We start from the raw sequence: 14,441 nt of genomic DNA, 5'->3' as shown, positions 1-14,441 counted from the left end.
ACTCGCATTCCTAATTAGATCTGGCACATGCAAGGAGCCTGCATGAGGGTGTTGCGTCCTGTATCGCTTGTCTGCCTGGGGGGATTACTGCTGCTGACCGGGTGCGGTGAGAAAAAAGCCGCTGAAATCGAACTGCCCAGGGTCGGCGTGCAACGTGTACAGCCCGGTGATTTCGGCGCTTCGGTGACCCTGACCGGCGATGTCCAGGCAAGGGTGCAGACTGATCTGTCCTTTCGCGTGGGCGGCAAGATCATTTCCCGCAGCGTCGATGTCGGCGATCACATCAAGGCCAACCAGGTCTTGGCCCGGCTCGACCCCAAGGACCTGCAGACCACTGTCGATTCGGCCAAGGCCGAGGTCTTCGCCGAACAGGCGCGGGTGACCCAGAGCGCCGCCGCCTTTGTCCGCCAGCAGAAGCTGCTGCCCAAGGGCTATACCAGCCAGAGTGAATACGATTCCGCCGAAGCCGCCCTGCGCAGTAGCCAGAGCGCCTTGAAGGCCGCCCAGGCGCAGTTGGCCAATGCCCGCGATCAATTGAGCTACACCGCGCTGGTGGCCGAGGCGGACGGGGTGATTACCGAGCGTCAGGCCGAGGTCGGCCAGGTGGTCCAGGCCACGGTGCCGATCTTCAGCCTGGCGCGCGATGGTGAGCGCGATGCGGTGTTCAATGTGTACGAGTCCTTGCTGATGGCTGAGCCGAGCAAGAAAGCGATCACCGTCAGCCTGGTGGACAACCCCAAGGTCCAGGCGCGGGGGCATGTGCGTGAAGTGACCCCGACGGTCTCGGCACAAAGTGGCACCGTGCAGGTCAAGATCGCTCTGGATGAGGTGCCCGCTGGCATGGAACTGGGCTCGGCAGTCACCGCCAGCGGCAGTGCTCAGGGCAAGCCAAGCATCGAGTTGCCCTGGTCGGCCTTGACCAAGGCCTTGCATGACCCGGCAGTGTGGGTGGTGGGCGAGGGCAACAAAGTCAGCCTGCAGCAGGTCAAGGTCATTCGCTACCTCACCGGCAAGGTGGTGGTCGGCGAGGGCCTCAAGGGGGGGGAAACGGTGGTGGTGGCGGGTGGGCAACTGCTCAACCCGGGTATGCAGGTGGAAATCGCCGCCAGCAAGGACAGCGGGGTAGCACAATGAAAACCCTGACCCTTGGCCTGTGCAGCCTGTTGTTGCTGGTCGGTTGCGAACGGCAGGCCGCAGCGCCGGAACCTGTGCGTCCGGTGCTGTCGATGATCGTCGAGCCCCAAGTCCAGGCCAACCTTGGCCGATTCGCCGGCAGCATCCAGGCGCGTTACGAGAGCACCCTGGGTTTTCGCGTGGCCGGTCGGATTGCCCGGCGCTGGGTGGATGTCGGCAGCCAGGTCAAGCCGGGTGACGTGCTCGCCAGCCTCGACCCGACCGATCAGCGTAACCAGTTGCGCGCAGCCGAAGGCGACCTGGCCAAGGTCCAGGCGCAGTGGATCAATGCCCAGGCCAGTGCGCGTCGCCAACAGCAATTGTACGACCGCGGCGTGGGGGCCCAGGCGCAACTGGACATCGCCCAGACCGACCTGAAAACCACCACCGCCGCCCTTGAGCAGGCACGCGCGGCGGTGGCCCAGGCGCGCGACCAGTTGGGCTACAGCGAGCTGCGCGTTGACCATGGGGCCGTGGTCACCAACTGGCAAGCTGAAGCCGGGCAGACCGTCAGCGCCGGGCAGGCGGTGGTCACCCTGGCCCGGCCGGACATCAAAGAGGCCGTGATCGACCTGCCAACCCACCTGGCCGAACAGCTGACACCTGACCTGACGTTTCAGGTTGCCTCGCAACTGGAGCCCAACATCAGCACCACCGCCACCTTGCGCGAGCTTGAACCCCAGGCCGATGCCACCACCCGGACCCGGCGTGCACGGCTGACCCTGACACAAACACCGCCAGCGTTTTACCTGGGTACTGCAATCAGCGTCACCCTGACCTCGATGATGTCGCCGCGCACCGAACTACCGGCTTCAGCCTTGCTCGAGAGCGATGGGCAGACCCGGGTATGGGTGGTCGACCCGCAGCAGAACACGGTTGCCACTCGCGAGGTGAAGCTGCTGGAACGCTCCTTTGACAGCATCGTGCTGAGCTCGGGCGTACAGGCCGGTGACCGTGTGGTAACCGCAGGGGTGAACACCTTGAAACCGGGCCAGAAGGTCATAGTCGACGAGGAAGATGCGCAATGAAAGGAAGCTTCAACCTCTCGGAATGGGCGCTGAAGCACCAATCCTTTGTCTGGTACCTGATGTTCGTCGGCTTGCTGATGGGCGTGATTTCCTACATGAACCTGGGTCGAGAGGAAGACCCGTCGTTCACCATCAAGACCATGGTCATACAGACCCGCTGGCCGGGGGCGACTCAGGAAGAAACCCTGAACCAGATTACCGACCGCATTGAAAAGAAGCTCGAAGAGCTGGACTCGCTCGACTATGTAAAAAGCTACACGCGCCCCGGTGAATCGACGGTTTACGTCAACCTGCTCGATACCACCCCGTCCAAAAACATTCCCGAGATCTGGTACCAGGTACGCAAGAAGATCCAGGACATTCGTGGCCAGTTTCCCCAGGGTGTTCAGGGCCCAGGCTTTAACGACGAGTTCGGTGACGTCTACGGGTCGATCTATGCCTTTACCGCCGACGGGCTGACCATGCGCCAGTTGCGCGACTATGTCGAGCAAGTGCGCGCCGAGATCCGTGAAGTGCCCAATCTGGGCAAGGTAGAGATGATCGGCACCCAGGACGAGGTGCTGTACCTGAATTTTTCCACACGCAAGCTGGCGTCGTTCGGCATCGACCAGCGTCAGGTACTGCAAGCCCTGCAGACCCAGAACGCAGTGACGCCGGCCGGTGTCATCGAGGCCGGGCCGGAACGTGTTTCGGTGCGCACCAGTGGCCAGTTCGCCTCGGAAAAGGACCTGGAAACCGTCAACCTGCGCATCAATGACCGCTTTTTCCGCCTGGCCGATATCGCCGAGATCCAGCGCGGCTATGTCGACCCGCCGTCACCGATGTTTCGTTTCAACGGCGAGCCCGCCATTGGTCTTGCCATCGGCATGAAGGCGGGCGGCAACATTCAGGCCTTCGGCGCCCACCTGCATGAAATGATGAGCCGGGTGACCAGCGAATTGCCGGTGGGTGTCGGGGTGCACACTGTTTCCGACCAGGCGGTGGTGGTTGAAGAGGCGGTGGGCGGTTTCACCAGCGCCTTGTTCGAGGCGGTGATCATCGTGCTGGTGGTGAGTTTTGTCAGTCTGGGGGTGCGTGCAGGTCTGGTGGTGGCCTGTTCGATTCCGCTGGTGCTGGCCATGGTGTTCATCTTCATGGAGTACAGCGGCATTACCATGCAGCGTATCTCTCTGGGGGCGCTGATCATTGCCCTGGGCCTGCTGGTCGACGATGCGATGATCACCGTGGAGGTGATGGTCACGCGCCTGGAGATGGGCGAAAGCAAGGAGCAGGCAGCGACTTTCGCCTACACCTCGACCGCGTTCCCGATGCTCACCGGCACCCTGGTAACGGTCGCCGGTTTTGTTCCCATCGGCCTCAATGCCAGTTCGGCAGGGGAGTACACCTATACCTTGTTCGCGGTGATCGCCGCAGCCTTGCTGGTGTCCTGGGTGGTGGCGGTGATGTTCGCGCCGGTGTTGGGCGTGCATATCCTCAGTACCAAGGTCAAAGCCCATGACCAGGAGCCGGGCCGTGTCGGCAAGGCGTTCGAACACAGTTTGCTGTGGTGCATGCGCCATCGTTGGCTGACCATCATCGGCACCGTGTTGCTGTTCGTACTGGCGTTGTTCTGCATGCGCTTTGTGCAGAACCAGTTCTTTCCGTCTTCGGATCGCCCCGAGATTCTCGTCGACCTCAACCTGCCGCAGAACGCCTCGATCGCGCAAACCCGCAAGGCGGTGGATCGGCTGGAGGCGACGCTCAAGGGCGACCCGGATATCGTGCGCTGGAGCAGTTACATCGGCCAGGGCGCGATTCGCTTCTACCTGCCGCTGGACCAGCAACTGCAGAACCCTTACTACGCTCAGTTGGTGATCGTCAGCAAAAGCTTCGAGGCCCGCGAGGGACTGATCAAACGCCTGCAACAACGGCTGCGCGAGGACTTTGTCGGCATCGGTACAAACGTCCAGTCGCTGGAAATGGGGCCGCCGGTAGGGCTACCCATCCAGTATCGGGTCAGCGGCAAGGACATCGATCAAGTGCGCAAGCATGCCATTGCCTTGGCGACACTGCTCGACAGCAACGACAACGTCGGCCAGATGATTTACGACTGGAACGAGCCGGGCAAGGTATTGCGGGTCGAGATCGCCCAGGACAAGGCTCGCCAGCTTGGCTTGTCGTCCGAGGACGTGGCCAATGTCATGAACAGCATCGTCAGCGGCATGCCAGTGACCGAGGTGAGCGACAACATCTACCTGATCAACGTCGTTGCCCGTGCCGAAGACAGTGAGCGCAGTTCGCCGCAAACGCTGCAGAACCTGCAGATCGTCACACCCAATGGCACCTCGATTCCGCTACTGGCGTTCGCCACTGTGCGCTACGAGATGGAACAGCCCCTGGTCTGGCGGCGTGATCGCAAGCCGACGATTACCATCAAGGCGGCTGTGCGTGGCGATATCCAGCCGACAGACCTGGTCCGCGAGCTCAAACCGCAGATCGACGACTTCGCCAGCAAGTTGCCGGTGGGTTACCAGGTGGAAACCGGCGGTACGGTGGAGGCCAGCGGCAAGGCCCAGGGGCCGATTGCCAAAGTGTTGCCGCTGATGTTCTTCCTCATGGGCACGTTCCTGATGCTCCAGTTGCACAGCGTGCAGAAGCTGTTCCTGGTCGCAAGCGTGGCACCGCTGGGCCTGATTGGCGTGGTCCTGGCGTTGGTGCCGACTGGGACGCCCATGGGCTTTGTGGCGATCCTGGGGATTCTCGCGCTGATCGGCATCATCATTCGCAACTCGGTGATCCTGGTGACCCAGATCGAAGAGTACGAAGCCCAGGGTTACTCACCGTGGGCGGCGGTGCTGGAAGCCACCAACCACCGTCGCCGACCGATCCTGCTGACCGCGGCGGCAGCGAGCCTGGGCATGATCCCGATCGCCCGCGAAGTGTTCTGGGGGCCGATGGCCTACGCCATGATCGGTGGGATTATCATCGCCACCTTGCTGACCTTGCTGTTCCTGCCGGCGCTGTATGTGGCCTGGTACAAGATCCGCGAGCCGCAGCGCCAATGATGAACTAATCGCGGGGCAAGCCCGCTCCCACTGTCCAGCCTGTGGGAGCGGGCTTGCCCCGCGATGATTTCAACGCTTGTTCAAGCCTTTCGCCAACCGATCCCCACCCAGTTGAATCAACGCCACCAACACCACCAGCATGACAATCACCGTCAGCATGATCTGGCTGTCGAAACGCTGGTAACCGTAACGGTAGGCAATGTCGCCCAGGCCGCCGGCACCAATGGCACCCGCCATGGCCGAGGAATTGATCATGGTCACCAGGGTGATGGTAAAGCCGCCAACGATGCCCGGCAGGGCTTCGGGCAGCAGGACATGCCAGACAATGTGCCAGCGCCGGCAGCCCATGGCCTGGGCCGCTTCGATCAGGCCGTGGTCGACTTCCCGCAGGCTGACTTCGGCAATGCGGGCAAAGAACGGCGTGGCGGCGATGGTCAGGGGCACCACTGCGGCCCAGACGCCGTAGGTGGTGCCGACGATCAGGCGGGTAAAGGGGATCAACGCCACCATCAGGATCAGGAACGGAATCGAGCGGAACAGGTTGACGAAGGCGCCGAGTACCCGGTTCAGGGTCGGCGCTTCGAAGATCCCGCCCTTGCCGCTGGTGACCAGGATCACCGCCAGCGGTACGCCGGCAAGCAGGGCGATCAGCGACGAGACGCCCACCATCAACAAGGTGTCGAGCACACCCGCAAGCAAGCGATCAAACCACATAACCCAGTACCTCCACTTGTGCAGCCCATTGCCGGGCGCGCTCAATCACCTGCTCGTGGCTGTGCGGCGAGTTGGCCACCGACACCACCAACTGGCCCAGGGCGCGGCCCTGGATTGGTTCGATACCGCCTTGTAGCAAGCTGATCTGGCCGCCCAGCAAGGCGAACAATGAAGACAGTTCCGGCGCCTGTTTGTCTTTGCCACTGACCCGCAAACTCAGCACCAGCGCCGCCTCCGGGTTTGGCGGTTGCGGCTGCAAGCGCGCCTGCAAGGCAGCTGGCAGGGCCGGTTGCAACGGCGCGAGCAGGGTCTTGCTGACCTCGTGTTGCGGGTCGCCAAACACTTGCCAGACGGTGCCTTGCTCGACGATGCGGCCGCGTTCGAGCACCACTACCCGCTGACAGATATCGCGGATCACCGCCATCTCATGGGTGATCAAGACGATGGTCAGGCCCAGGCGCCGGTTGATATCGCGCAGCAGGCCGAGGATCGACTCGGTGGTTTCTGGGTCGAGCGCCGAAGTCGCTTCGTCACACAGCAGAATCTCTGGGTCGTGCACCAGCGCCCGGGCAATACCGACACGCTGCTTCTGCCCGCCGGACAGTTGCGCGGGGTAAACGTGGTGTTTCTCTTCAAGGCCGACCAGCTCCAGCAACTCGGTGACCTTGCGTTGGCGTAGCTCCCTGGGCACCCCGGCAACCTTGAGTGGTAGCTCGACGTTCTGCCACACGGTCTTGGCCGACATCAGGTTGAAGTGCTGGAAGATCATGCCGATGCGCCGGCGCAGGCGCACCAGGCGATCTTCGTCGTACTCGCCAATGTCCACCTGGTCAATCAGCACCCGGCCACTGCTAGGTTGCTCCAGGCGGTTGATGGTACGGATCAGCGACGACTTGCCGGCACCGCTGCGGCCGATGATGCCGAAGATCTCGCCGCGCTGGATGTTCAGATCGATACCCGCAAGCGCTGGCGTTTGCTGGCCCGGGTAGGTCTTGCCCAGGCCGATGAAGCGCACATGGGCGTTGCCCAGCTCCGGGTGCAAGGCCCGCTGCTGGGCCTGTTGCAAAGGCGCGAAAGGCGGCTGCTGCTCCTGCGCCACGCGGGCGCTGACGGCGCTCATCTCAGCTCTCCCAGCCAGCTTGGTAAAGCTTGCCGTGGGCCTGGTCGAGGGCGGCACGCACCACCGGCGAATGCTGGTAGATGTCGATGAACTTGGCCAGGCGTGGGTCGTCCTTGCTCTGCGGGCGAATGACGAACTGGATCACGTATTCCTTGTGGTCCAGGCCGTCGAACAGCAGCGCCGAGGTGGCGTCGAAGGTTTTGGCCAGGCGGATGTAGGCCGGGTAACCCTGGACCAGGTCGGCATCATCGTAGGCGCGTACCAGTTGCACTGCTTCAACCTGGAGAATCTTCAGTTTTTTCGGGTTGGCGACGATGTCTTCTTCGCTGGCTTTGTAGCCGACGCCGGGCTTGAGCGTGATCAGGCCGGCCTTGGCCAGTAGCTGCAAACCGCGGCCGCTGTTGATCGGATCGTTGGCGATGGCAACGCTGGCGCCTTCGGGCAGCTCATCGAAGCTTTTGTATTTTTTCGAGTACAGGCCGACGTTGTTGATAATCCCCGGGGCGAGGGGGACCAGGTTGAAGCCGGCGGCGGCCTTGGCGTTTTCCAGGAACGGGATGTGCTGGAAGTAGTTCACGTCGATATCACCGGCCGCCAGGCTGACATTCGGCGCAATCCAGTCGCTGAACTCGATCAGCTCGACTTCCAGGCCCTGCTTCTTCGCTTCGCTGACGGCCGCTTCCAGGGGGATGGAAAAGGCTGCGGTGGTCCCGACTTTCAAGGCGTCGGCGGCCTGGGCGGCGCCGAACAGGCCCACGGTCAACGCCAGGGCGGTGAGCGGGCGGGCAATCAAGGTCTTAAGCATGCTGTAGCGCTCCGGTTGGGGTCGTAGTGGTATGGCGGTAGCTGGCGCCAGGATGGTCTGCCGGCAGGTGAGGCTGGTCGCTGGCGAAAAGTTTTTCGCGCAGGCTGCCCTGTTCGTAGGCGGTCTTGTACGAGCCGCGCCGCTGCAACTCGGGGATCACCAGGTCAATGAAGTCGACATAGCTTTCCGGGGTCACGGTGCGCGTCAGGTTGAAGCCGTCCAGGCCGGTTTCGGCGATCCAGCTTTCCAGCTCGTCGGCGACCTGGGTCGGCGAGCCGATCAGGGTGATGTAGCGCCCGCCGAGGGCGTGCTGCTCGAGCAGCTTGCGCCGGGTCCAGTCGTTGTTCTGCAGGTTCTTGGTGGCGGACTGGATGGCGTTGCTCTTCACGTACTGGATTGGCTCGTCCAGTTCGTACTCGGAGAAGTCGATAGCGGTTGAGCTGGAAAAATGCGCAACACCGGCCTCGGCGCTGGCGTAGCGCAGGTACTCGGCATGCTTGGCCTTGGCCTGATCCTCCGTGCGGGCGACGATCACCGTCAGGCCCATGAACACCTTGATCGCCTGCGGGTCACGCCCGGCGGCCACGGCAGCAGCACGCACCTTGTCGACCTGGGCGCGGGTGGCGGCCTTGTTCTGGCCGCTGATGAACACGCACTCGGCATGGTTGCCGGCAAAGCTCAGACCACGCTCGGAGCTGCCGGCCTGGAACAGCACCGGGGTACGCTGCGGCGAAGGCTCGCACAGGTGATAGCCCTCGACCCGGTAGAACTCGCCCTGGTGCTTGATCTTGTGCACCTTGTCGGGCTGGGCATAGATCCGCTGCTGGCGGTCGTTGAGCACCGCGCCGTCTTCCCAGCTGCCTTCCCAGAGCTTGTACAGCACCTCAAGGTATTCGTCGGCCTGGTCATAGCGGCGGTCGTGCTCGGGTTGCTGATCCAGGCCCATGGCCTTGGCCGCGCTGTCGAGGTAGCCGGTGACAATGTTCCAGCCGACCCGGCCACGGCTCAGGTGGTCAAGGGTCGACAGGCGCCGGGCGAACAGGTAGGGCGGCTCGTAGGTCAGGTTGGCGGTCAGGCCGAAACCAAGGTTGCGGGTGACCGCGGCCATGGCCGAGACCAGCAGCAGTGGGTCGTTGACCGGCAGCTGGATCGACTCTTTGAGCGGTACAGCAACAGACTGCTGGTAGACGTCGTAGACGCCGACGATATCGGCGAGAAACAAGCCGTCGAACAGCCCGCGCTCCAGTAGCTGGGCCAGCTCGGTCCAGTATTCGAGGGTCTTGTACTGGCTCGAGTTGTCCCGTGGGTGGGTCCACAGGCCGTGGTTGATATGCCCGACGCAGTTCATGTTGAAGGCGTTGAGCAGGATCTTTTTCTTGGCCATCAGATCGTGCCCCGCAACGGTGGGTTTTCGTTGTTGAGGTAGTAGTTGCCGATGGCGTGATACTTCCAGCGCACCGGGTCGTGCAGGGTGTGCACCCGGGCGTTGCGCCAATGACGATCCAGGCCGTGCTCGGCCAGGGTCGCCTGGCTGCCGGCCAGCTCGAACAGGGTGGTGCCGGCGGCCAGCGAGATCTCGGTGCTGATTGCCCGCGCTTCGGCCACGGCAATCGAGGCGGCGGCGACAGTTTCGGCATTCGCTTCGGCCTGGGCGCGGTCCAGATAGTCGCCCGCCCGTTCGAGCAACGCTTCGGCGGCATGCAAGCGAATCGCCAGGTGGCCGAACGACTTCAGGGTCAACGGGTCTTCGCTGGCCTGATCGACGCCGGAGTCGATCCATGGCCGACTGCGGGTACGCACGAAGTGCAGGGCATCTTCGTACGCGGCGCGGGCGATGCCGGTGTCGATCGCGGCATGGAGTATCTGCGCCAGCGGGCCGACTGTGGTCGGGCGCTCGAAGGCGCTCTGGAATGGCAACACATCCTCGGCGGCGACTGGCACCTGGTCGAACACCACCGAACCACTGCCGGTGGTGCGCTGGCCGAAGCCGCTCCAGTCGTCGATAACCTTCAAACCGGTGCTGTCTGCCGGTACGAAGGCCAGATGCTGCACGCCCGCTTCATCGACTACCGAGGTAGGAATGCGCTGGGCATAGATCGCGCCGGTGGCGTAGAACTTGCGGCCATTGATCCGGTAGGCGTCGCCATCGCGGCTCAGGGCAGTGGTGCGGTCGTGGGCCGTCTTGGTGCCGAGCTCGGCCAGGGCATTGCCGAAGCGTTGGCCGGCCAGTACCTCGGCGTACAGGCGCTGTTGCTGCTGTGGGCTGCCGTTGACCCGCAGGACCTCCAGGGCATAGAAATGGTTTTGCGGAATTTGCCCCAGCGAGGCGTCGGCCTGGGCGATGCGGGCGATGACCTGGGCCAGGGTGACGTTCGATACGCCAGCGCCACCGTAGGCCTTGGGCACGCTGATGCCCCACAGGCCGGAGCGCGAGAACAGCTCCAGTTCAGGGTGCGGCAGGCGTCGTTCGCGGTCGCGCAGGGCGCTGTCGCGGCGCAGCTGGACGGCGATTTCCTCGGCAATGTGCAAGGCCTGGGCGTCAGTGTGGATGACCGCGACGTTAGCCTGCGGTTGTGGAAAAAGGCTCATAAACAGGGCTCCAGTGGTCTGGTCAGATCCAGGCGTGCCGGGCAGGCAGGGTACCGTTGAGGTGATAGGCGCCGACGGCGTGGTATTTCCAGCGCACTGGGTCGTGCAGGGTGTGCACGCGGGCATTGCGCCAGTGTCGGTCAAGGTTGAACTCGGCCAGGGTGGCGCGGCTGCCGGAGAGCTCGAAGAGCTTCTCGCTGGCCTGCAGCGAGATCTCGGTGGTCAGCACCTTGGCTTCGGCCACGGCGATCGAGGCGCGCGCGGCAGCGGCGGCATCGACGGGTGCGGCGCTGACTTCGTCGAGCACGCGCGCAGCCTTGCCCAGTAGCGCCTGGGCAGCATGCAGCTCAAGCTGCAAGCGACCGACGTCGGCGATCACATAGAGGTCGTCACTGGCGCGCTCGACCTTGGCGTCGATCCACGGCCGGGCCTTTTCGCGGACAAAGGCGATGGTGTCGGCAATCGCCGCTTCGGCAATCCCGGCATCGATGGCCGCCTGGATCAGCTGCGAGACGGCGCCCTGGATGTTCGGGACTTCGCCTTGTTTCCAGGTGTCGATCACCAAGTCCGCATCGACCTGCACCTTGTCCAGCAGCACGGTGCCGCTGGCAGTGGTGCGCTGGCCGAAACCGGACCAGTCGTCGACAATGCGCAGGCCCGGGGTGCCGCGCCGGACAAAGGCCATGACCTGACGGCCCTCATCGTTCAGCGCCTTGACCGCCACCCAATGGGCAAACAGGGCGCCGGTGGAATAGAACTTCTGGCCGCTGAGCACATAGTGATCGCCCTCGCGGGTGATGCGTGCCTTGAGCTCCAGGGTGTGCTTGGTGCCGCGCTCGGGCCCGGCATTGCCGATGCGCCAGCCGTCGAGCACCGACTTGAACAGCAGTGCTTGCTGGCGTTCAGTGGCGGCGCCCTTGAGCAGTTGCACAATGCCGAACTGGTTTTGCGGGATCTGCCCCAGCGCCGGATCGGCGGCGCTGATGATGCGAAACACCTCGGCGAGGGTGACAAAGGATACCTGTGCGCCACCGAAGGCCCGCGGGAGGCTGATGCTGCCCAGGCCGCTGTGGGTGAACTGTTCGATTTGCGCCCAGGGCAGCTTGCGTTGCTGGTCGCGCCTGGCCGCCTGGTCGCGCGCCGCCTCGGCCAGCTCATGGGCCGCTTGCAGGGCTTGTGCGTCGTTGCTCAGCACCTTGGCTGGCAACAACAGCGGGGCGCTGTCCAGATCACTGTGGACTGTGGTTTCTGCCAGATTGGACATCAGTACCGCTCCTTGGCTGCACTCAATGCCCTGGCGTTACGCACTGGGGTGATTGTGTTCCTGACCATACCTACCTCACGAATTGAAAACGTCGACGCGGGGTGCGGCGACAAAATTGCGCTGGTCCGGTGGTCCGGTGCATATACCCTAATAGTGTATAAAAATTAAATAAACTAACTTTTAGGAATAAATATAGAAGTACTTGGCGGTCGCTGGACGAACGCCTGCCGGGGTAGGGCAGGCGTCAGGTGGGAGGGGGAAAAAGGCGCGGGAAAACTCAGTAGCCGGTGTTCTGCGTACCGAGGAATTTGCCGAGGAACTGCCGGGTGCGCTCTTCCTTGGGCTGGGCAAACAGCGCTTTGGCTTCACCCTGTTCGACGATCACCCCCTTGTCGAAGAAGATCACCCGGTTGGCGACATCCCGGGCAAAACTCATCTCGTGGGTGACGATGATCATGGTGCGTTTTTCTTCGGCCAGGCTGCGGATGGTTGCCAGTACTTCGCCGACCAGTTCGGGGTCGAGCGCCGAGGTCGGTTCATCGAAGAGGATGACCTCCGGCTCCATGGCCAGTGCCCGGGCGATCGCCACCCGCTGTTGCTGACCGCCGGACAGCTTGCGCGGGTAGGAGGCCTCCTTGCCCGCCAGGCCGACCTTGGCCAGCAGCTTCATGCCCAGGGCCTCGGCCTGCTCGCGCGGGGTCTTCTTGACCACCAGCGGGCCTTCGATGACGTTCTCCAATGCCGTGCGATGGGGGAACAGGTTGAAGTTCTGGAAGACAAAACCAACCTCCTGGCGCAAGCGGCGGATCAACCCGCTTTGCTGGCTGAGCGGGCGGTTGGCATCGATCTCAACGTTACCGACCTTGATGCGCCCGCTGCTGGGGGTTTCCAGCAGGTTCAGGCAGCGCAGGAAGGTGGTCTTGCCGGAGCCGCTGGGGCCGATGATGGCGATTACCTCGCCAGCCTCGACCTTGAGGCTGATGTCGTCGAGCACGGTCTGGCCGTTGAACTGCTTGCTCAGTCGTAGTACCTCGATCATGCCTCAGGACTCCTGGTCGTGCCGGTTGACCCGCGCTTCCAGGCGGTTCTGCAGGTGTGCAAGAACGCTGGCCAGCACCCAGTAGATCAGTGCGGCGGCAAGGTACATGGTGAAGATTTCGAAGGTGCGCGCGGTAATCAGCTGCGCCTGGCGGAACAGTTCCGGCACCTGGATAGTGGCGGCCAGGGCGGTGTCCTTGACCAGCGAAATGAAGCTGTTGCCCAGGGGCGGCAAGGCGGTGCGCGCCGCTTGCGGCAGGATCGCCCGGCGCATGGCCTGGCCACGGGTCATGCCGATACTGGCAGCGGCCTCCCACTGGCCACGATCGATCGAGCTGATGGCGGCGCGGAGGATTTCACAGGCATAGGCGGCCATGTTCAGCGAGAAGCCGATCAGCGCCGCTGGCAGCGGGTCCAGTTCGATGCCCAGCTGTGGCAGTCCGTAGTAGATCACGAACAGCTGTACCAGCAAGGGCGTGCCGCGAAAGAACGACACGTAGACCCGCGCCGTCCAGCTCAGCAGCCTGAGCGATGACAGGCGCATCAGCGCCAGGGCAAAGCCCAGTAGCAGGCCGAAGAACATCCCGCCGAGGCTGAGGATTACCGTGTAGTACGCGCCCTTGAGCAGAAAGGGCGCGGACTGCAGTGCAAGCTGAAAAGCTTCTTCCATTATTGAGTGACGTCAGCGTTGAAGTATTTTTCCGAAAGCTTTTTCAGCGTGCCGTCGGCGCGCAGCTTGTCGATGGCGGTGTTCAGGGCTTGCAGCAGTTCAGGCTCGCCTTTGCGCAGGGCGATACCGGATTCCTGACGCGAGAATGCGTTACCGGCGGCGGTGGTGTCCTTGGCCTTCTGGGCGTATTCCAGGGCAGCCAGACGGTCGATCAGGATGGCGTCGATACGGCCGACACGCAGGTCCTGGAACTTGGTTGGATCGTCTTCGTAAGTGCGCACGTCAGCAGTCGGCACATTGGCCTTGACCCACTGTTCGTAGTTGGTGCCCAGGCCCACGCCGACTTTCTTGCCACCCAGGTCGGCAGCGGACTGGATGTTCAGGTCGGTGGCTTTCTTGGTCAGCACCAGCGCCTGGATGCCGGAAACGGTGTAGGGCTCGGAGAAGTCGTACTTCTTCTTGCGCTCTTCGGAGATGGTTACCTGATTGACCACCGCGTCCAGGCGCTTGGATTCCAGGGCGGCGAGGATGCCGTCCCACTTGGTCGGTTGCAGCTTGACCTTGACCCCCAGCTCCTTGGCCAGGGCTTCGGAGAGCTCTACCTCGAAGCCGGTGAGCTTGCCGTCGGCATCGACGAAGCTGAACGGTGGATAGGTGCCTTCAAGGCCGATGTTGATCACGCCCTTGTCCTTGATCTGCTGCAGTTGCTCACCCGCCACTGCCTGACCGAGCAGGCTGGCGCCAAGCAGCAGGCCCAGACCGGCGGCGACTGCCTGTTTACCGAACGCGGAAATCTTCATGTGTAGCCCCAATGTTGTTGTGAGTGTGGCGCTGACTATAGGGTGATGCTTTTAGTCTTAAAAATAATATAAATTCATTTTCTTATACTATTTTCAAATTTTTCAATGACCTGGCCCAGGCCGCAGGGTAGGCGAAGCGTGCCGGTGCCCCATTGCTCTGTGCAAAGTTCGACTATAGGCAGACCGGGGCAGGCGG

The 14,441-nt window shown here is 62.8% G+C and carries 12 protein-coding genes; 3 read left to right on the top strand and 9 right to left on the bottom strand.

Annotation, left to right across the window (positions count from 1 at the left end; all coding sequences use genetic code 11):
• Positions 1-42: 42 nt before the first annotated feature.
• The 3 genes from EXN22_RS00280 to EXN22_RS00270 are packed head-to-tail and all read left to right on the top strand — an operon-like array spanning position 43 to position 5,245.
• Positions 43-1,134 (top strand): efflux RND transporter periplasmic adaptor subunit, encoded by a 1,092-nt coding sequence (locus EXN22_RS00280; RefSeq protein ID WP_130261926.1) that lies wholly within the window; start codon positions 43-45, stop codon positions 1,132-1,134.
• The gene (locus EXN22_RS00275) at positions 1,131-2,201 is read left to right on the top strand and encodes an efflux RND transporter periplasmic adaptor subunit (protein WP_130261925.1); all 1,071 of its coding nucleotides are present in this window, start codon (positions 1,131-1,133) and stop codon (positions 2,199-2,201) included. The genes EXN22_RS00280 and EXN22_RS00275 overlap by 4 nt, the downstream gene beginning before the upstream one ends.
• Positions 2,198-5,245, top strand: coding sequence for an efflux RND transporter permease subunit (locus tag EXN22_RS00270; protein WP_130261924.1), 3,048 nt, complete (start codon positions 2,198-2,200; stop codon positions 5,243-5,245). The genes EXN22_RS00275 and EXN22_RS00270 overlap by 4 nt, the downstream gene beginning before the upstream one ends.
• Positions 5,246-5,314: 69 nt before the next feature.
• Here EXN22_RS00270 and EXN22_RS00265 read toward each other — a convergent pair whose 3' ends face one another.
• The 9 genes from EXN22_RS00265 to tcyJ all read right to left on the bottom strand — a co-directional run bounded on the left by EXN22_RS00265 (position 5,315) and on the right by tcyJ (position 14,245).
• Positions 5,315-5,959, bottom strand: coding sequence for a methionine ABC transporter permease (locus EXN22_RS00265; RefSeq protein ID WP_130261923.1), 645 nt, complete (start codon positions 5,957-5,959; stop codon positions 5,315-5,317).
• On the bottom strand, positions 5,949-7,079 hold the full coding sequence (locus tag EXN22_RS00260) for a methionine ABC transporter ATP-binding protein (RefSeq protein WP_130261922.1): 1,131 nt from the start codon (positions 7,077-7,079) through the stop codon (positions 5,949-5,951). Before EXN22_RS00260 ends, EXN22_RS00265 begins: the two co-directional genes overlap by 11 nt.
• A 1-nt stretch (position 7,080) precedes the next feature.
• Positions 7,081-7,884, bottom strand: coding sequence for a MetQ/NlpA family ABC transporter substrate-binding protein (locus EXN22_RS00255; protein ID WP_130261921.1), 804 nt, complete (start codon positions 7,882-7,884; stop codon positions 7,081-7,083).
• Positions 7,877-9,268: an LLM class flavin-dependent oxidoreductase gene (locus tag EXN22_RS00250; RefSeq protein ID WP_130261920.1), complete on the bottom strand. Its 1,392-nt coding sequence runs from the start codon at positions 9,266-9,268 to the stop codon at positions 7,877-7,879. Before EXN22_RS00250 ends, EXN22_RS00255 begins: the two co-directional genes overlap by 8 nt.
• Positions 9,268-10,473, bottom strand: a complete 1,206-nt coding sequence (locus tag EXN22_RS00245; RefSeq protein WP_130261919.1) for an SfnB family sulfur acquisition oxidoreductase — start codon at positions 10,471-10,473, stop codon at positions 9,268-9,270. Before EXN22_RS00245 ends, EXN22_RS00250 begins: the two co-directional genes overlap by 1 nt.
• A gap of 22 nt (positions 10,474-10,495) precedes the next feature.
• Complete coding sequence (locus EXN22_RS00240; RefSeq protein WP_130261918.1) at positions 10,496-11,737, bottom strand: SfnB family sulfur acquisition oxidoreductase; 1,242 nt, start codon at positions 11,735-11,737, stop codon at positions 10,496-10,498.
• A 277-nt stretch (positions 11,738-12,014) separates the two neighbouring features.
• Positions 12,015-12,776 (bottom strand): L-cystine ABC transporter ATP-binding protein TcyN, encoded by a 762-nt coding sequence (gene tcyN, locus EXN22_RS00230; protein WP_130261916.1) that lies wholly within the window; start codon positions 12,774-12,776, stop codon positions 12,015-12,017.
• 3 nt (positions 12,777-12,779) lie between these two features.
• Positions 12,780-13,445, bottom strand: coding sequence for a cystine ABC transporter permease (gene tcyL, locus EXN22_RS00225; protein WP_165392174.1), 666 nt, complete (start codon positions 13,443-13,445; stop codon positions 12,780-12,782).
• Entirely contained in the window at positions 13,445-14,245 is an 801-nt protein-coding gene (tcyJ, locus tag EXN22_RS00220; RefSeq protein WP_130261914.1) for a cystine ABC transporter substrate-binding protein, read from the bottom strand. The genes tcyL and tcyJ overlap by 1 nt, the downstream gene beginning before the upstream one ends.
• Positions 14,246-14,441: the final 196 nt, after the last annotated feature.

Source organism: Pseudomonas tructae, from assembly GCF_004214895.1.
Classification (GTDB): Bacteria; Pseudomonadota; Gammaproteobacteria; order Pseudomonadales; family Pseudomonadaceae; genus Aquipseudomonas; species Aquipseudomonas tructae.
This window is presented reverse-complemented; position numbering and strand designations above follow the sequence as displayed.